The organism is Bacillota bacterium (assembly GCA_013178125.1).
Taxonomy (GTDB): Bacteria; Bacillota; SHA-98; order Ch115; family JABLXJ01; genus JABLXL01.
This window is the reverse complement of sequence record JABLXJ010000012.1, coordinates 107,631-125,820: the sequence shown is the minus strand read 5'-3', so window position 1 is coordinate 125,820 and position 18,190 is coordinate 107,631. Positions and strand designations below refer to the sequence as shown.

16 protein-coding genes and 4 tRNA genes are annotated in these 18,190 nt (G+C 54.9%); 17 read left to right on the top strand and 3 right to left on the bottom strand.

Annotated features, from left to right (window positions below; translation table 11 throughout):
• The 3 genes from HPY71_11260 to HPY71_11250 all read right to left on the bottom strand — a co-directional run.
• Positions 1-213: hypothetical protein (locus HPY71_11260; protein NPV54085.1), on the bottom strand; the 213-nt coding region annotated here is incomplete at its 3' end.
• A gap of 210 nt (positions 214-423) precedes the next feature.
• Positions 424-699 (bottom strand): hypothetical protein, encoded by a 276-nt coding sequence (locus HPY71_11255; protein NPV54084.1) that lies wholly within the window; start codon positions 697-699, stop codon positions 424-426.
• A gap of 8 nt (positions 700-707) precedes the next feature.
• On the bottom strand, positions 708-1,277 hold the full coding sequence (locus HPY71_11250; GenBank protein ID NPV54083.1) for a hypothetical protein: 570 nt from the start codon (positions 1,275-1,277) through the stop codon (positions 708-710).
• Between the two features lie 846 nt (positions 1,278-2,123).
• On the opposite strand from HPY71_11250, the gene HPY71_11245 reads away from it, so the two are divergent.
• From HPY71_11245 to fusA, 17 genes are all read left to right on the top strand, one after another.
• Positions 2,124-2,209, top strand: a tRNA-Tyr gene (locus tag HPY71_11245).
• 9 nt (positions 2,210-2,218) lie between these two features.
• A tRNA-Gly gene (locus HPY71_11240) sits at positions 2,219-2,295 on the top strand.
• Between the two features lie 10 nt (positions 2,296-2,305).
• Positions 2,306-2,381 (top strand) — tRNA-Met (locus tag HPY71_11235).
• 3 nt (positions 2,382-2,384) lie between these two features.
• Positions 2,385-2,460 (top strand) — tRNA-Thr (locus HPY71_11230).
• Positions 2,461-2,718: 258 nt separating this feature from the next.
• Positions 2,719-2,868: a 50S ribosomal protein L33 gene (rpmG, locus tag HPY71_11225; protein NPV54082.1), complete on the top strand. Its 150-nt coding sequence runs from the start codon at positions 2,719-2,721 to the stop codon at positions 2,866-2,868.
• 193 nt (positions 2,869-3,061) lie between these two features.
• A complete protein-coding gene (gene secE / locus HPY71_11220) occupies positions 3,062-3,283 on the top strand; it encodes a preprotein translocase subunit SecE (protein ID NPV54081.1) in 222 nt (73 codons plus the stop codon).
• Between the two features lie 32 nt (positions 3,284-3,315).
• Positions 3,316-3,891: a transcription termination/antitermination protein NusG gene (gene nusG / locus HPY71_11215; protein ID NPV54080.1), complete on the top strand. Its 576-nt coding sequence runs from the start codon at positions 3,316-3,318 to the stop codon at positions 3,889-3,891.
• Between the two features lie 45 nt (positions 3,892-3,936).
• Entirely contained in the window at positions 3,937-4,365 is a 429-nt protein-coding gene (rplK, locus tag HPY71_11210; protein ID NPV54079.1) for a 50S ribosomal protein L11, read from the top strand.
• A gap of 141 nt (positions 4,366-4,506) precedes the next feature.
• Positions 4,507-5,217: a 50S ribosomal protein L1 gene (gene rplA / locus HPY71_11205; GenBank protein ID NPV54078.1), complete on the top strand. Its 711-nt coding sequence runs from the start codon at positions 4,507-4,509 to the stop codon at positions 5,215-5,217.
• Positions 5,218-5,391: 174 nt separating this feature from the next.
• Positions 5,392-6,132: a 50S ribosomal protein L10 gene (locus HPY71_11200; GenBank protein ID NPV54077.1), complete on the top strand. Its 741-nt coding sequence runs from the start codon at positions 5,392-5,394 to the stop codon at positions 6,130-6,132.
• Between the two features lie 95 nt (positions 6,133-6,227).
• A complete protein-coding gene (rplL, locus tag HPY71_11195; GenBank protein NPV54076.1) occupies positions 6,228-6,605 on the top strand; it encodes a 50S ribosomal protein L7/L12 in 378 nt (125 codons plus the stop codon).
• A 383-nt stretch (positions 6,606-6,988) separates the two neighbouring features.
• Entirely contained in the window at positions 6,989-10,864 is a 3,876-nt protein-coding gene (gene rpoB, locus HPY71_11190) for a DNA-directed RNA polymerase subunit beta (GenBank protein ID NPV54075.1), read from the top strand.
• A gap of 54 nt (positions 10,865-10,918) precedes the next feature.
• On the top strand, positions 10,919-14,602 hold the full coding sequence (rpoC, locus tag HPY71_11185) for a DNA-directed RNA polymerase subunit beta' (protein ID NPV54074.1): 3,684 nt from the start codon (positions 10,919-10,921) through the stop codon (positions 14,600-14,602).
• A gap of 95 nt (positions 14,603-14,697) precedes the next feature.
• Positions 14,698-14,949 (top strand): 50S ribosomal protein L7Ae-like protein, encoded by a 252-nt coding sequence (locus tag HPY71_11180; GenBank protein ID NPV54073.1) that lies wholly within the window; start codon positions 14,698-14,700, stop codon positions 14,947-14,949.
• Positions 14,950-15,091: 142 nt separating this feature from the next.
• Positions 15,092-15,508, top strand: a complete 417-nt coding sequence (rpsL, locus tag HPY71_11175; GenBank protein NPV54072.1) for a 30S ribosomal protein S12 — start codon at positions 15,092-15,094, stop codon at positions 15,506-15,508.
• Between the two features lie 33 nt (positions 15,509-15,541).
• Positions 15,542-16,012 carry a 30S ribosomal protein S7 gene (rpsG, locus tag HPY71_11170; protein ID NPV54071.1) on the top strand — a complete coding sequence of 157 codons (471 nt, stop codon included), beginning with the start codon at positions 15,542-15,544 and terminating at the stop codon, positions 16,010-16,012.
• A 76-nt stretch (positions 16,013-16,088) separates the two neighbouring features.
• Entirely contained in the window at positions 16,089-18,167 is a 2,079-nt protein-coding gene (gene fusA / locus HPY71_11165; protein ID NPV54070.1) for an elongation factor G, read from the top strand.
• Positions 18,168-18,190: the final 23 nt, after the last annotated feature.

The following is an 18,190-nucleotide window of genomic DNA, read 5'->3' as shown; positions in this document are numbered from 1 at the left end:
GGAGGAGATGCTGTATGGTGAGAAGAAGAGGTTGCCCTTATCTTTTGCGAGTTGCCTGTAGAGATCAAAGGCAAAGGAATTATTCTCTGCGACAATGGAATCGATATCTGCTTTGTCTATGGCGGACGCTCTCATGCCAAAACCGGAGAATACCGCTGCTAGGGCGCATACCAACAAGAGGGTGACTCCCAAAACTACAAATCGTCTTTTCATCTTTTAGCCTCGCTTTCTGTTTTTACGGCGCTCTATATAGGATTCTGATGGGTTGTTCGCGTTTTCTCGTATTTTCCCTGCCAGGTGACCTCCTCTCCGGAATAGATTCCGGGGATCCCTGAAACATAGCTTCAGGCTGGTTAGCGCTTACTCAGCTCATGCATCTCTCCTTCGGCTTCATCGCAGCACAATAGGGGCCAAGTCAATGGGTTAGCCGGAGATTTCGACGTCGATTATCCTCCATGAGCCAGATTCATCTTTATCGAGCTCAACTAACAGAGAAGCCTCCTTAGATACAGCATCCTCATAAAAAAATGTCACAGGTAGAGTGTAGGATTTGGAGGCCCACGACCCTGGCGATTTCAGTTCGCTCGGGGTCGAGACACATATTCCTGTGAAATCACCAAAGCGTTTATGAAGCAAGTCTCCGAGGCGTTCAAGCCGGACTCGTTCATCATCAAAGCGTGCTCCGATATATTGCTTCAACTCATGGTCTAGATTAATACCGCTGCCTCGACGTATGCAGCTGCAACGGTCTCAGGATCTCTAGGGTACACGAACTTGCCCGTAAAATGGTATCCTATTTCCCTGCGGACTAGTACAAACTCACTTCCATCCCAATGGTAATACTTGGTTTCGTCTCGATTCAAGGTATCGTATAAACGACTGCATACCATTATCCCATACCCACCGCCCGCTAATGGGCCGAAGAGAGAGGCCCCACCATCCCCGCTGCATTCGAAGAGTTTTGAGAACCTACCATCTTCGCCGATATAATAAACATTGAGAAATGATCGGTGCGCCCCAGCAGTACCTTGAATGACAACCGCATGAGGGTATGTGGCTCCCATTATTGGGTAGACGGTTAAGCCAGCAAGATGTTCAAAAGGTAGTTCCTCGGACAGATCAGTAATCTGCCCATTTTTCGTGCCCCGTATTAATCTGACGGACATATCGATATCTGAAGTTCTTAGAATTTCTATATTCTCGTTATAACCGTCATTATTAAGGTCTATGCTTAATTTCGCTATTATATCCCCCTGTTCACCCGCATCTGCTGACACAGCCGGACACAGTCCTGCAAACAAAAAGACGAATAGCGCTATTGAGAATGATAATGGGAACAATCTTCGAGGGAGCCTCACTAAGGCTATCTCCTTCCCTTAGCTCTACTTACAGTGATTCGACCGACAGGGGCGAAGTGTGACTCCAAAGTCGAAGTTACTATTCACCCTCCGCCTCCGCGCGACATTCGTTCCACGGATTGTGTCAATGCCGGCGCGATTCTGACCCGCTAGGGCCGGTTGCGAGTTGACCGCCGCGGGCGCGCCCGCGCTGGCGAGGCCCAGGACCCCATAATGCTATTTCGACACTAAACCTTATCCTTCCTTTTATGCTGTACCAAATTCGAGAAATATTATCACAAAGGTGAAGACTCCGCCTCATAAAGGAGGCAGAGTTTTCATGCTAGACCCTCATGCCGCGTTGTGGCACCACAGAGAATGAAGATGTCTCTTCTGGAAGCAACTGGGTCATTTTCGGGATAGTTACCCTAGCGGCAGAGAGGTGTCTTGGCCTCTTTGATACACCGATCTCCTCCAGCTACACCGATCTCTCCCAGCGCGGTAGCCCCCGAATTCATTCGTAGGGAGGAGCGTCGGTAAATAGATATCTCCTATATCGAATAATCGGTTATGGTATATTGAAGTAGCTTCCGCGCCGCATTCTTCTGACTTCAAGAATTATCTCGCCGAGAAAGCCATGTTGTCGGAGGAGAAAACTGCGCGGGCCGAACCGGAGAAGGCATTGAGGGAGGCCGGACGGGCAAAAAATGCCTCTTGCCTTTTTGCGGTGGCCTTGCTATAATATCTTTGTCACCGGCGAGACGACGAAAACAAAACGGTGGCTGTGGAGAGGTTCCCGAGCTGGTCAAAGGGGGCAGACTGTAAATCTGCTGGCTCAGCCTTCAGTGGTTCGAATCCACTCCTCTCCACCATGTTTATATGCGGGAATAGCTCAGTTGGCTAGAGCGTCAGCCTTCCAAGCTGAATGTCGCGGGTTCGAATCCCGTTTCCCGCTCCATAGATGTCATCGCGGGGTAGAGCAGTTGGTAGCTCGTCGGGCTCATAACCCGGAGGTCGTTGGTTCAAGTCCAGCCCCCGCTACCAGATGCCCACATAGCTCAGCAGGTAGAGCACATCCATGGTAAGGATGGGGTCACCGGTTCAATTCCGGTTGTGGGCTCCATTTTTTCTTTTCTGGTATGGTTACGAGTGAGTGGTTGCGAGCAAGGTTACCGGAGTGTATGTCCTGCCAGGCGCAGGACGCCTGCCCGGTCTATAACCCGGTGGTTCGGAGGCGGCTTAGGCCGCGTGCAGCGGGCCCCGGACGAGGTGTCCTTCCCGGTGATATGATGAGGCAGGCTTTATTTATGTTGACACCCTGGGGTTGGATATGCTAAAGTTTCAAGGGTGGCATGTTATGAGCTAGGCGGGGGTGTATGCATTGCGCGAGGGAATAAGGCTAGAGTGCACGAAATGTAAGAGGAGAAATTACACGACTAACAAGAATAAGCGAAACGACCCTGACAGGCTTGAGATGAAGAAGTACTGTAAGTTCTGTAGGGAGCATACCCTGCATAAAGAGGCGCGGTAAGCGCGGCGATGGCGGCGACAGGGGTGACATGCGCTAGATTGGAGTATACCCCAAATTGTTTATGTTTATATTGTCCGGGCATTGTCTGCGTTATCCGGGCGCATGATCGGGTCGCCAGGCGAGGGTCGCCGGGCGAGACCCCTCGTAAGTCGGGGCAACCCCGTGTAAGTCGGATTTGAGGAAGGGGACCGGTATGGAGGCTGCAAGTGTTACAGGACGCATAGGGCGCGCAGCGGGACGCGTAGGCAGGTTCCTGAGGGATGTCAGGGCCGAACTCAAGAAGGTTGCATGGCCGAACCGCAAGGAGCTCATATCATATACGGTGATCGTTATTATATCGGTAATGATTGTGGCCGCCTTTATAGGTCTGATTGATCTGGTATTTTCACAGATATTAAGGTTAATTATAAAGTAATGAGAACCTGAAACGAGAGGGGTGGGCAAGCCATGAACGATCTAGACGTCGAAGTTCAAAGCTCAACCCCAGAGACTGATAATCCTAACAAGAAATGGTATGTTATACACACCTATTCCGGTTACGAGAATAAGGTGAAGGCCAACCTTGAGCGTCGCGTGAAGACCATGGAAAAGGAGGACAAAATCTTCAGGGTCCTGGTCCCGACCGAGGAAGAGTACGAGATCAAGGATGGCAAGAAGAAGATTTCAAAGAAGAAGGTATTTCCCGGATACGTGCTGGTCGAGATGATTATGGAGGACGATTCCTGGTACGTCGTGAGGAATACCCCGGGCGTCACCGGGTTTGTCGGTTCGGGTTCGAAGCCTATACCCCTCCGGGATGACGAGGTGAGGTTGATCCTCAAGCAAATGGGCGTCGAGGAGGCAAGGCCGAGGGTGGATTTCTCGGTCGGGGAGACAGTGAAGGTAGTGACCGGGCCATTCCAGCACTTTTCAGGGGTTATCGAGGAAGTCCACCCTGACAAGGCAAAGATCAGGGTCTTGGTATCTATGTTCGGGCGAGAGACTCCCGTAGAGCTGGACTTTGCCCAGGTGGAGAAGATATAGAAGACATAAAGACATAGTGGTAGGAACCAAGGAGGCATCGGGTCAATGCCTAAAAAGAAGGTAACAGCTGTAGTAAAAGTTCAGATTCCTGCGGGTAAGGCGACGGCGGCTCCACCTGTTGGGCCTGCGCTGGCACCATACGGGATCAATATAATGGAGTTCGTCAGGTCCTTTAACGAGAAAACGGCAGCGGATGCCGGCACTATAATCCCGGTTGAGGTTACGATCTATGAGGACCGTTCCTTTACCTTTATCCTGAAGACGCCCCCCGCCTCCTTCCTGATCAAAAAGGCGGCAGGGATCGAAAAGGGGTCGGGCAAACCCAACAGGGAAAAGGTCGCGAAGCTATCAAGGGCAAAACTCAGGGAGATTGCAGAGCTCAAGATGCGTGATCTAAATGCCTTTGATGTCGATGCTGCCATGCGTATGATTGCCGGCACGGCCAGGAGCATGGGAGTCGAGGTTGAGGAGTAGCGCGAAACCAGGCTGCTTCAACAAGAATCTGGGTAAGCTCCGGTAAGAATCCGGGGTAGAATAGATGAGGTAAGAATCCGGGTAAGAGGCATGTATGGTGGGAGGAGCACGCTCCGTCTGGACCACAGGAGGTGTATAATTATGGCAAGGAAAGGGAAGAGATATCTAGAAGCTTTAAAGCAGGTTGACCGCGAAAAGCTCTACGATCCGCAGGAAGCGGTCGATCTCGTGAAAAAGACGGCCACCGGGAAGTTCGACGAGACTATTGAGCTCTCTGTGCGCCTCGGTGTCGACCCGCGCCGGTCGGACCAACAGGTAAGGGGAGCTGTAGTCCTGCCTTACGGAACGGGCAAGGTCGCCAGGGTTGCCGTATTTGCCAAAGGCGAGAAGGCAAAGGAGGCAGAGGAAGCTGGCGCTGACTACGTGGGCGCTGAGGACCTGGCCGAGAAGATTCAGGGTGGGTGGATGGATTTCGATATGGCTGTCGCCACACCCGATATGATGGGCGTGGTCGGTAAACTGGGGCGAATCCTGGGACCAAGGGGATTAATGCCTAACCCCAAGACTGGCACGGTCACATTTGAGATTGCCAAGGCGATACGCGATATTAAAGCCGGTAAGGTGGAGTATCGTGTGGATAAGGCCGGAATCGTTCATGCCCCGATCGGCAAGGCCTCCTTTGATGCTGCGAAGCTCGCTGGCAATCTGTCGGTTTTAATGGAGGCTATAGTCAAGGCCAAGCCTGCAGCTGCCAAGGGCCAGTATATAAAGAGCGTGGTTTTGTCGAGCACCATGGGGCCTGGGATAAAGTTAAACCCTGTTGCCGCTGCGACCATGACTGCTGAAAGGTAGCCGAAAGTTAAAGGTAAAGGCAAAGGAACCAGGATGGAGAAGAGCTGGGAGGCAAAGAGGTAGCCAGGCTAACGAGGCAAACAAGGCAAAGAGGCAAAAGGGAATATTTCAGATGACGCGCCATAAGCCATACGCCATGCGCTGTTATATGCCATGCGCCGGCCGGGTGGTGCGATGGCCCAAGACAGCAGGTGCTCCTCCTGGAGCTTAAGGGGCCGGGCGCCCGCCTGCCGAGGTCGAAGTCAAGCTGTAAATGCCGGCTGTTTCCGGTTATTACCCTGTTATCTCCGGTTATCATGCCGTGTGTTTTCATTGACCCCTGTCTTAGTCCATCGACAGGGGTCAATTCTTATCTCCCGAACATATTTCGAAAGGGGGTGTCCAAGGGTGGCAAGACCTAAAAAGGAGGCCGCGGTCGCCGATATAAAGGAAAGGCTCGAGCGCTCGAAGGCGATAGTGCTTACGGATTATCGTGGCCTGAATGTCCATGATATCATGGAGCTCAGGCGGAGGCTCAAGGAAGCCGGGGTCGATTATAAGGTAGTGAAGAATACCCTGGCGCAGCTTGCAGCAGAGAAGGCGGCGATCAGCGATGTAAATGTCTACCTTTCGGGCCCGACCGCCATGGCTTTTGGCTTTGGCGATCCCGTAGCCCCGGCCAAGATCATCTCCGAGTTTGCCAGGGAGCACAAGGAGCTCGAGATCAAGGGCGGAATACTTGAAGGCAGGGTCATAGGGGCAGATGATGTGAAGGCCCTTGCATTGCTGCCTTCAAGGGAGGTAATGCTGGCCCGCGTGGCCTCAGCCATGCAGGCGCCGATCGCCGGGGTTGTCGGCGCTCTCTCCGGGTGCATGAGAAAGCTAGTCTATGCGCTTGATGCGGTCCGCAAGCAAAAAGAGGGCGCGGCCGCTTAGGCCGCTTAGAGCCCCAGCATTCGTTCAGAGTAAGGTAGATCTCTACGTGAGCAGGTCTTTACGTGACTTTATGAGAAAAGGAGCATGAGGTTCAGATGACTAAAGAGGAGATTCTCCAGGCAATCGAGAGTATGACGGTTCTTGAGCTATCCGAGCTTGTAAAGGCGTTGGAGGAGAGGTTTGGCGTTACCGCGGCGGCACCTGTTGCTGTCGCGGCAGGTCCGGCGGCAGCCCCTGCGGCCGCGCCTGAGGTTGAGGAGAAGACCGAATTCGATGTCATTCTCGTCACCGCCGGCGACAAGAAGATCCCGGTGCTCAAGGTCGTTAGGGAGCTTACCGGGCTTGGCCTGAAGGAAGCGAAGGACCTTGTCGACGGGGCGCCTAAGCCAGTCAAGCAGGGATTAAAGAAGGAAGAGGCCGAGGCCATGAAGGCTAAGCTAGAAGAGGCGGGAGCGACCATCGAGATAAAGTAGAGAGCTTGAGAGGTTTATACTGCCCAGGAGACGATTCGAGGGGCAAAATGCCCCTCGAATTTTTATTGACACTTGTGACCATGAGTGGTAATATTAAAAAATGCGACAAGCCAAGCCTATGAGTTTCCAGCCATCGCTACTCTAACAGAATTATACATAATTCTTCTAGCTGTTGTCAATACTAACATGGACGCGTTTTTTCGATCTCTCAATGCCTGACTCTCAATATTTGACTCCAAATCCGGTGGTTTGCCCGGACCGGAGGCGAGGCTGCGGGTGGGTGGTCCCGGGCCTTGCTTTTGTGACTTTTGGAAACATATGGATTTGGAGGTCGTAACATGGCCCACGGCTGAAATCATGTGGGAGATGGGAGTGAGAAGCTAATGGCGGCAGTTGAAATCCAACCGGTAACGGGAAAGAGACCGCGCCCGAGCTTTGCAAAAATCGAGGAGGTCATCCCGTTGCCAAATTTGATTGAGGTCCAGCAGAAATCATATCAGTGGTTTCTTGACGAGGGCCTGGTTGAGACCTTTCATGACATCTCTCCGATTCAGGATTTTACGGGCAACCTCATCCTTGAATTTGTTGATTATTCCCTTGGCGAGCCCAAGTACTCTGTCGAGGAATGCAAGCAGCGCGATGTCACTTATGCAGCGCCCCTCAAGGTTCGCGTCCGGTTGATAAACAAAGAGACCGGCGAAGTTAAGGAGCAGGAGGTCTTCATGGGCGACTTCCCGCTAATGACCGAGAAGGGCACTTTCATCATAAACGGCGCGGAGCGCGTGATCGTGAGCCAGCTTGTGCGCTCACCCGGCGTGTATTTCGGCCACGAGGTCGACTCAAACGGCAAGCCTATATTTACGGCCAGCATTATCCCCAACAGGGGCGCTTGGCTTGAATTTGAAACGGACGCCAATGACTGCCTGTGGGTAAGGGTCGATAGGACGCGCAAGCTGCCGGCAACGGTTTTGATTCGTGCCCTCGGGTACGGGACAAATGCGAGGATCCTGGAGCTTTTTGGTGAGAATGAGGCTATAAGAAGCACGCTGGAGCGCGACAATACAGAGTCCGAGGAAGAGGGGCTTGTTGAGATATATAAGCGGCTTCGCCCCGGGGAGCCGCCAACGGTGGAGAGCGCCAGGGCGCTCTTTGAAACGCTGTTTTTTGACCCTAAGCGCTATGATCTCGCCGCAGTAGGCCGGCATAAGATCAATAAGAAGCTTGCCATGGGCAATCGCCTGGTCGGGTTGCGACCTGCCAGCGATATAGTGGATAGCGCCACAGGCAAGGTCTTGGTTGCCGCCGGGGAGAAGGTGGACCGCCGGCTGGCGCAAAAGATAACGGAGATGCTTGCACGGGGGGATAAACGCGATATAATCGCCCTGGATGAAGAGGGCCGCTCGGTGAAGATCATCGGCAACGGGCAGCCCCCGCTCACTGTGAAGACGGTCACCAGGGAGGATATAGTGACGACGGTCAACTATCTGGTGAACCTGCTTATCGGGATCGGCCAGACTGATGATATCGATCACCTTGGCAATCGCCGGTTGAAATCCGTGGGCGAACTCCTGCAAAACCAGTTCCGGATCGGGCTTTCCAGGATGGAGCGGGTCGTCCGCGAGAGAATGACAATACAGGATGTCGACGTAATCACCCCTCAGGCCCTCATAAATATTCGCCCGGTTGTTGCCGCTGTGAAAGAGTTCTTTGGTTCAAGCCAGCTCTCGCAGTTCATGGACCAGACAAATCCGCTTGCGGAGCTGACTCACAAGCGGCGTCTCAGCGCGTTGGGGCCAGGCGGCCTGAGCAGGGAGCGGGCAGGGTTTGAGGTGCGCGACGTTCACCACTCCCACTATGGCCGGATGTGCCCCATTGAGACGCCAGAAGGTCCAAACATCGGCCTTATAGGCTCCCTCTGCACCTATGCGAGGATCAATGAATTCGGCTTCATCGAGACCCCATATCGCAGGGTGGAGAACGGGCATGTAACTAACGATATAGCGTATCTCACCGCCGATGAGGAGGATAATTATATCATCGCTCAGGCCAACGAGCCCCTGGATGAGGAGAGCCGGTTCATTCACAACAGGGTTTCAGTGAGGTATAAGGATGAGATCCTTATGGTGCCCGCAGACCAGGTCGACTACATGGATGTATCACCCAAGCAGCTTGTCAGCGTTGCGACGGCATTGATACCGTTTCTTGAAAACGACGATGCGGGCCGCGCCCTCATGGGATCGAACATGCAGCGCCAGGCCGTGCCGCTTCTCCGGACAGAGGCACCCCTGGTCGGGACGGGGATTGAGTATAAGGCGGCAGTTGATTCTGGAGTGGTCGTCCTCGCGAAAAACCCGGGGGTTGTAACGAGGGTCACCTCGGACGAGATTGTCATAAAAACCGGCGGTGGCCAGGAGGACCGGTATAAGCTCTTGAAGTTCCAAAGGTCCAACCAGGGCACGTGCATTAATCAGAAGCCGATCGTGCGAAGGGGCGACCAGGTCGCCGCCGGGGGCGTGATAGCGGACGGCCCGTCAACAGACCACGGCGAGCTGGCCCTAGGGCGGAATGTCCTGGTGGCCTTCATGCCCTGGGAGGGCTGCAACTACGAAGATGCTATTCTCATAAGCGAGAAGCTCGTCAAGGAGGACGTATTCACCTCCATTCACATAGAAGAGTATGAGGCCGAGGCGCGCGATACGAAGCTCGGCTCTGAAGAGATAACTCGCGATATACCGAATGTCGGCGAGGAGGCGCTGAAGGACCTCGACGAGCGCGGGATCATCCGGGTTGGCGCTGAGGTGAGACCCGGTGATATACTCGTTGGGAAGGTTACGCCCAAGGGCGAGACAGAGCTCACGGCTGAAGAGCGCCTCTTGAGGGCCATATTTGGGGAGAAGGCGCGTGAGGTGCGGGATACCTCTCTCCGCGTCCCGCATGGCGAGGCCGGCAAGGTTGTTGCCGTTCACGTGTTCTCCCGTGAAAATGGTGATGAGCTTGGACCGGGTGTGAATAAGCTTGTGAGGGTGTATATAGCCCAGAAGCGCAAGATCTCCGAAGGGGATAAGATGGCCGGCCGCCACGGCAATAAGGGCGTGATAGCACGGATACTGCCAGAGGAGGATATGCCGTTTCTCCCTGATGGCACCCCGATTGAGGTTGTGCTCAATCCCCTGGGGGTGCCCTCCAGAATGAACCTCGGGCAGGTCATGGAGACGCACCTCGGGTGGGCGGCCAAGATGTCCGGGACCCCGGTTGCGAGTCCGGTTTTCGACGGGGCTCTGGAGGATGAAATCGTTGATATGTTGAAGGAGAACGGGCTTCCCGAGAACGGTAAGACGATCCTCTATGACGGTCGCACGGGTGAGCCATTTGATAACCCGGTCACTGTTGGCTACGCATATCTTATGAAGCTCCTGCACCTTGTTGATGATAAGATTCATGCAAGGTCCACAGGTCCGTATTCCCTGGTGACACAGCAGCCCCTGGGCGGCAAGGCCCAGTTTGGCGGCCAGAGATTCGGCGAGATGGAGGTGTGGGCGCTCGAGGCTTATGGATCGGCTTACACCCTGCAAGAGCTCTTGACTGTCAAATCCGACGACGTCGTCGGGAGGGTCAGGACATATGAGGCTATCGTGAAGGGCGATAACGTCCCCGAGCCGGGGGTGCCTGAATCCTTCAAGGTCTTGATCAAGGAGCTCCAAAGCCTCGGGCTCGACGTGAAGGTCCTTGGCGAACATGCTGAGGAAATCGAGATAGGCGAGAGCGACAATGATGTCGGTGAGACGGCGAAAGAACTCGGTATAGATATTGAGGGCAGGGAGGGCGATGAACCGTATACCCCGCCGGAAGAAGAGGAAGAGGAAGAGGAGAAGGAGGATACAGGGGATACAGAAGCTGGAGATATAGAGGAAGATATCGATGTAGATGTTGATGCTGGTTTGGATGAAGACCAGGAGCCCCAGGGTATCTATGACGAGGGCGAGGTTAATACCGGGAATGCCCGGAGCGTGGTTATAACGGGCGAAGAGGAAGGCTTCAGTGGAGAAGAGCTCACAGAGGAAGATGGGCTTGACATCGGGGAAGAGGAAGATGAGCTCTACGACAGCGACCTCGATGATGATAGCACAGATGATGATACTGCAGACGACGATATTGTAGATGAAGCCGGTGACGACGAGTACGGGTATTATGAAGGCAACGATGAAGGGTATGACATTGAGGATAATGAGGAAGATGAGGAAGAAGATGAAGATGTCTAGCCCTGCAGCCTGTAAAGGTTACAGAGGGGAAGCTCAAGAGAGGAGGAGAGGCCGTTGTTGGATGTGAACAATTTTGACAAGATGAGGATCGGCCTGGCGTCCCCTGAGCAGATCCGTGCCTGGTCAAGTGGGGAGGTCAAGAAACCAGAGACTATAAACTACCGGACTCTCAAGCCGGAACGGGAGGGCCTCTTCTGTGAGAAGATCTTTGGCCCAACGAGGGACTGGGAGTGCCATTGCGGTAAATACAAGAGGGTAAGGTACAAAGGCATCGTTTGCGATAAGTGCGGGGTGGAGGTTACCAGGTCCAAGGTTCGAAGGGAACGGCTCGGCCATATTGAGCTCGCTGCCCCTGTATCTCACATCTGGTATTTCAAGGGGATCCCGAGCCGTATGGGCCTGCTCCTCGACATGTCTCCGAGGTCGCTCGAGAAGGTATTATACTTCGCTTCATATATTGTGATCGAGCCGGGCGATACGCCTTTGAGTAAGAAGCAGCTGTTGTCCGAGAATGAATACCGGGAGTATCGCGAGAGATACGGGCAGGCGTTTAAGGCCGGGATGGGGGCCGAGGCGATAAAGGAGCTTCTCAAGGAGATCGACCTGGACCAGCTTTCTCGGGAGCTGCGCAAGGAGATCAAGGAAACGAGCGGGCAGAAGAGAATACGAGCCATAAGGCGCCTGGAGGTCGCAGAGGCCTTTCGTAGGTCACAGAATCGGCCCGAATACATGATACTGGATGTAATCCCGGTTATACCGCCGGACTTGAGGCCCATGGTCCAGCTGGATGGGGGACGCTTTGCGACATCGGATCTGAATGATCTCTACCGGAGGGTTATCAACCGGAATAACAGGTTAAAGCGTCTCCTGGAGCTGGGAGCGCCGGATATTATCGTTAGAAACGAGAAGCGCATGCTCCAGGAAGCCGTGGATGCGCTTATCGACAATGGGCGGCGGGGGAGGCCTGTAACCGGACCGGGCAACAGGCCGTTGAAGTCCCTCTCTGACATGCTGAAGGGGAAGCAGGGGAGGTTTAGACAGAACCTCCTTGGCAAGCGCGTGGATTACTCGGGCCGCTCGGTTATCGTCGTGGGTCCAGAGTTGAAGCTGCACCAGTGTGGCTTGCCTAAGGAGATGGCTCTTGAGCTCTTCAAGCCATTTGTCATGAAGAAGCTCGTCGACCGGGGCTACGCGCACAATATCAAGAGCGCAAAGAGGATGGTGGAACGGGTGCGGGATGAGGTCTGGGACGTCCTCGAGGAGGTAATCAGGGAACACCCTGTGCTCTTGAACCGCGCCCCAACCTTGCACAGGCTGGGCATCCAGGCATTTGAGCCGGTGCTTGTCGAGGGACGCGCAATAAAGATTCATCCCTTCGTGTGCCCGGCGTATAATGCGGACTTTGACGGGGACCAGATGGCTGCCCATGTCCCGCTGTCGGCTGAAGCTCAGGCCGAGGCGAGGCTGCTGATGTTATCCGTGAATAACATCCTGTCTCCCGCCCACGGGCGCCCGATAGCCGTCCCGGGCCAGGACCTGGTGCTCGGGTCTTACTACCTCACCCTGGAGAAGAATGGTGCCAGGGGCGAGGGCAAGATCTTTTCAAGCTTCAACGAGGCGTTGCTGGCTTACGACCAGGGCGTGGTCGAGCTCCACGCGCGGATTGCCGTCCGAACAGGTGGCGAGAAGGTCAACCTGCGCAGGGAGGAGTTCAAAAATGCGCTCCTGGTGACCACGGTCGGCCGGATCATCTTTAACTCGATCTTCCCGGAGGATTTCCCGTACATTAACGACGCAACGGATAGCGCCATTGAGGAGGGCGGGATTCTCGAGGATATCATAAGGAATCGCGAGAAACCTATAGCAGAGATCATCAAGGAGTTACCGGAGCGACACCCGGTGACCAAGGGATTCCTCGGCAAGATTGTGGCTATGTGCCAGCGGAAATACGGCAATGTAAAGACCGCAGAGATCCTGGATAATATCAAGACAACTGGTTTCAGACATGCCACGAAATCCGGCACAACGGTTGCAATCGAGGATATCGTTATACCGCCTGAAAAACAGGATATCCTCGCCGAAACCGAGAAGAAGGTCGATGAGATCGAGCAGCAGCACAGGAGGGGGCTTATCACGAGCGAGGAACAGTACCAGCTTGTGATCGATGCCTGGACGGAGGCAACTGATAGGGTTCAGAAGGCGATGCTGGGTCACTTGGATAAGTTCAATCCTGTCTATATGATGGCGACATCCGGTGCGCGAGGCAATGTGCAGCAGTTGAGGCAGCTCGCGGGAATGCGGGGCCTCGTTGCTGACCCGTCGGGGCGGACGATTGACCTACCGATCAAGGCGAATTTCCGGGAAGGCCTCACCGTCCTTGAGTATTTCATATCGACCCATGGCACACGTAAAGGCCTTGCTGACACCGCCCTCAGGACGGCCGACTCCGGGTATCTGACGCGCAGGCTTGTGGACGTCGCCCAGGACGTCATCGTCCGTGAGGAGGATTGCGGGACAGAGGATGGCATCGAGGTGAGCGCCATAACCGAGGGAGACGAGGCTATAGAATCACTGCGCGATAGGGTCGTCGGCAGGCTGGCCCTGGAGGATATTATAAACCCGGCTACTGGCGAGGTTATAGTCGAGAAAAATCAGGAGATCAATGAGGACCACGCTCGTATGATAGAGCGTGTGGGCATTACGTCGGTGAAGATAAGATCCGTCCTGACCTGCCGCACCAGGTACGGGGTGTGCTCCAAGTGCTATGGTCGCAACCTCGCCACGGGAAGGCCTGTTGAGGTGGGCGAGGCTGTCGGCATAATCGCTGCGCAATCCATTGGTGAGCCTGGCACCCAGCTGACGATGAGAACATTCCACACGGGCGGCGTTGCAGGCGACGATATAACCAGGGGCTTGCCCCGCGTCGAGGAGCTCTTTGAGGCCAGGAAGCCCAAGGGCCAGGCTATCATAAGCGAGGTCGACGGCACGGTCCGCATCAGTGAGACGAAGGGTACAAGGAGGATAGTGGTCCAGACGGATCACGGTGATGAGAAGGTTTATGCCGTCCCTTATGGCGCGCGGCTGGAAGTCAAGGATGGGGCACGCGTCGCTGCGGGGGATCAGTTGACAGAAGGCTCGGTCAACCCCCACGACATCCTCAGGATAAAGGGTATGCGAGCTGTCCAGCATTACCTCCTCCGCGAGGTTCAGAGTGTATACCGCTCACAGGGCGTGGAGATAAACGATAAGCATATCGAGGTCGTCGTGAGGCAGATGATGCGCAAGTGGAGGGTTGACCAGCCCGGTGACACCGACCTTCTGACCGGTGGCCTTGTCGATATCTTCGAATTTGAAGAGGCCAACAGAAAGGCAGAGGAGCAGGGCGGGGAGCCGGCGATAGGCAGGCCGGTCTTGCTGGGGATTACGAAGGCATCCCTTGCGACGGAGAGCTTTCTCTCGGCGGCATCCTTCCAGGAGACCACCCGGGTGTTGACAGATGCATCAATCAAGGGGAAGACAGACCCATTATTGGGCCTCAAGGAGAATGTTATAATCGGGAAGCTCATCCCGGGTGGGACAGGGATGTCAAGGTATCGCAATATCAGGGTCGCGCCTGTGGGCGGCGATGAGGAGAAGGATGAGCCCGATGTGGAGGATGTTGCCACCGAGGAAGTTGCCGAGCAGGCGGCCGAGGCTGGCGTGGACGTGGTGCCGGTTTCACTTGACACTGGATATTAGAGATGCTATAATACCAAAGTGTCTGACGGCGGAGTTTCCCTTGAAAGATCCCTCTAAATTACGAAGTGAACGTATTTGGGGGAGGAGAGAGCGATATGTCCAGTGATGAGCTAAGAGCTGCGAGAAGGAAGGCCGTGGGCACGAAGGAGACCCTCAAGGCTCTCGAACGGGGAGACGTAAAGACGGTATTCGTGGCAGACGACGCCGAAGAACATGTTGTGAGGAATATCAGGAACCTGTGTAAGACTAAGGGTGTTCCCATTGTGAACATTGACACTATGACACAGCTTGGTAAGGCTTGTGGGATAGAGGTTGGGGCAGCAGCCGCTGCAATACTGCAGGACTGACAGAGAGGATACCGGCATGAGACTTGCCCCTTCCACCGCCTGGTGCAAGGGGCAAGATTGTGTCTTGGGGCAGTGATTCGTGAGATAGTCAAAGATATATAGTCAGAGATTTTTTGAGGATTTGAGAGAGGAGGTGTAATGGATGCCGACGATCAGTCAGCTTATTCGCAAGGGTAGAGAGAAGGTCGAGAAGAAGTCTGCGGCACCTGCTTTGCGCTGGCTTTACAATTCTTATACGCGCAAGACCAGCTACGCCGAGGGTTCACCGCAGAAGCGGGGCGTCTGCACGGTCGTGAGGACCACCACGCCCAAAAAGCCGAATTCTGCATTGCGGAAGATCGCTAGGGTCCGCCTCACCAACGGCCTTGAGGTCACGGCATATATACCAGGCATAGGCCATAACCTGCAGGAGCACTCGGTTGTATTGATAAGGGGCGGCAGGGTCAAGGACCTCCCGGGCGTGAGGTACCATATCATTCGCGGCACGCTGGATGCAGCCGGGGTCCAGAACAGGCGCCAGGGGAGATCCAAATACGGAGCGAAGAGACCCAAGTCATAACACGCAACACAAGGTTGAAATGGAGGTGGGCAAATGCCGAGGCGTGGTAAAGTTGGGAGGCGCGAACTAATCCCGGATCCTGTATATCAGAGCAAATTAGCTACCGCGATGATCAACAGGCTCCTCATGAGAGGCAAGAGGGGGATTGCGGAAGGTATTTTCTACAGGGCCATGGATATCATTCGCGAGAAGACCGGCAAAGATCCTCTCGAGATATTTGATCGCGCCCTCAAAAACGTTATGCCGGTTCTCGAGGTCAAGCCTCGAAGAGTCGGTGGTGCCACCTATCAGGTGCCTATTGAGGTCAGGCCAGATAGGAGAACCGCTCTTGGCTTGCGATGGATGGTCCAGTTCGCAAGGGAAAGATCCGAGAAGAGCATGGCTGAAAAGCTTGCAGGAGAGATTATGGATGCCGCACAGGGAGTTGGCGGCTCAGTGAAGAAACGAGAAGACACCCACAGGATGGCCGAGGCTAACAAGGCCTTCGCACATTACAGGTGGTAGGCCGGGTGAAGCGGGTTTAGCATGCTTAGTATGCGAAGTGTATGCGAAGTCGGCCAATGGAAGGGAGGGAATCGGCATGGGTAAAAGCTTTCCACTGGAAAAGACGCGAAACATAGGTATAATGGCTCACATCGACGCTGGCAAGACTACAACGACTGAGCGAATCCTCTTCTACACTGGCCGGGTTCACAGAATCGGCGAGGTCGACGAGGGGTCAGCTACCATGGACTGGATGGTCCAGGAGCAGGAGAGGGGAATTACCATTACCTCGGCGGCTACCACCTGCCACTGGCGGGATCATCGTATTAACATTATAGATACACCCGGGCACGTGGACTTTACAGTAGAGGTCGAGCGGTCGTTGAGGGTCCTGGATGGAGCGGTAGCAGTGTTTTGCGCAGTTGGAGGCGTGGAACCTCAATCGGAGACCGTATGGCGCCAGGCGGATAGGTATAATGTTCCCCGGATGGCTTTTGTCAACAAAATGGACAGAGTCGGCGCTGACTTCGACCGTGTTGTCGGCGAGATGAAACAGAAGCTCGGGGCTAACCCGGTGCCGATTCAGATCCCTTTGGGTGCCGAGGCGGCGTTTACAGGGGTTGTCGACCTGATAGCGCAAAAGGCCATCATCTACAAGGATGATCTCGGGATGGAGCTCGAGGTTGCCCCAATACCACCCGAGGTGGAGCAGGAGGCGGCCGGAAAGCGCGAAGCCCTTCTCGAGGCCGTCGCGGAAGTGGATGATGAGCTCATGCTCAAATATGTCGAGGGCCAAGAGATAAGTGAGGACGAGATCAAGCAGGCCCTGCGGAAGGGAACCCTTGCAGGCAAACTCGTCCCGGTCCTGTGTGGCTCGGCCTTCAGGAATAAAGGCGTACAGCCCCTGCTTGACGCGATTGTTGATTATCTCCCGGCACCGACCGACCTGCCGCCAGTTGAGGGCATCAACCCCGATACCCAGGAGAAGGAACAGCGGCACCCGAGCGTGGATGAACCCTTTGCGGCGCTGGCCTTCAAGATAGTTGCGGACCCCTATGTGGGGAGACTGGCCTACTTCAGGGTCTACTCGGGGAAGATATCAGCGGGGTCGTATGTTTATAACCCCTTGAAGCGCAAGAAGGAGCGGGTTGCGCGCATTTTGCGGATGCACGCGAATCACCGTGAGGAGGCTGAGATGGCGGCAAGCGGCGATATCGTTGCTGCGGTTGGCCTCAAGGATACCTTCACAGGCGATACGCTGTGTGACGAAAAGCACCCGATCGTGCTCGAGGCCATGGAGTTCCCCGAGCCTGTTATGTCGGTCGCTGTTGAGCCGAAGACCAAGGCCGATGAGGATAAGCTTGGCATATCGCTCATGCGCCTTGCTGAGGAAGATCCAACCTTCAAGGTGCGCACGGATGCGGAGACCGGCCAGACCATTATATCCGGCATGGGCGAGCTCCACCTGGAGATAATTGTTGACAGGCTGTTGCGCGAGTTCAAGGTTGAGGCCAATGTGGGAAAACCGCAGGTTGCCTACAGGGAGACCATCAGAGGAAGGATCAAGAGCGAGGGCAGGTTCGTCCGGCAGACGGGAGGGCGTGGCCAGTATGGCCACGTATGGCTCGAGCTGGAGCCCAATGAACCGGGCAAGGGGTTCGAATTCACCAACAAGATCGTGGGCGGCGCCGTCCCCAGGGAGTATATCCCTGCCGTCGAGGCTGGCGTCAGGGAGGCCATGGAGAGCGGCGTCATAGCTGGATACCCGGTGGTCGATGTAAAGGCGACTCTTGTGGACGGATCCTACCACGAGGTCGACTCCTCGGAAATAGCATTCAAGATAGCGGCATCGATGGCATTCAAGGATGGTGCGAGGAGGGCGCATCCTGTATTACTGGAGCCCATCATGGACGTTGAGGTGGTAGTCCCGCAGGAATTCATGGGTGACGTCATAGCCAATATCGCTTCACGTAGGGGTAGGGTCGAGGGGACGCAGGCTCGCGGCGATATGCAAATCGTCCGTGCAAATGTCCCGCTGGCCGAGATGTTCGGATACGCAACAGACCTCAGGTCCGTGACCCAGGGGCGGGGAACTTATATGATGAAGCTACTCGGGTACGAGGAGGTCCCCGCCAGCATCGCCGAACGTTTAACGGCGCGCGGCGCGGCGAGTTAAACACGGGCGGGAGCCAGATTAGG

Coding starts and splice junctions, on each gene's coding strand:
- secE (NPV54081.1), top strand. CDS start 3,062: ATGGAGGCTGCAAGTGTTACAGGACGCATAGGGCGCGCAGCGGGACGC.
- nusG (NPV54080.1), top strand. CDS start 3,316: ATGAACGATCTAGACGTCGAAGTTCAAAGCTCAACCCCAGAGACTGAT.
- rplK (NPV54079.1), top strand. CDS start 3,937: ATGCCTAAAAAGAAGGTAACAGCTGTAGTAAAAGTTCAGATTCCTGCG.
- rplA (NPV54078.1), top strand. CDS start 4,507: ATGGCAAGGAAAGGGAAGAGATATCTAGAAGCTTTAAAGCAGGTTGAC.
- HPY71_11200 (NPV54077.1), top strand. CDS start 5,392: ATGGCCCAAGACAGCAGGTGCTCCTCCTGGAGCTTAAGGGGCCGGGCG.
- rplL (NPV54076.1), top strand. CDS start 6,228: ATGACTAAAGAGGAGATTCTCCAGGCAATCGAGAGTATGACGGTTCTT.
- rpoB (NPV54075.1), top strand. CDS start 6,989: ATGGCGGCAGTTGAAATCCAACCGGTAACGGGAAAGAGACCGCGCCCG.
- HPY71_11180 (NPV54073.1), top strand. CDS start 14,698: ATGTCCAGTGATGAGCTAAGAGCTGCGAGAAGGAAGGCCGTGGGCACG.
- rpsL (NPV54072.1), top strand. CDS start 15,092: ATGCCGACGATCAGTCAGCTTATTCGCAAGGGTAGAGAGAAGGTCGAG.
- rpsG (NPV54071.1), top strand. CDS start 15,542: ATGCCGAGGCGTGGTAAAGTTGGGAGGCGCGAACTAATCCCGGATCCT.
- fusA (NPV54070.1), top strand. CDS start 16,089: ATGGGTAAAAGCTTTCCACTGGAAAAGACGCGAAACATAGGTATAATG.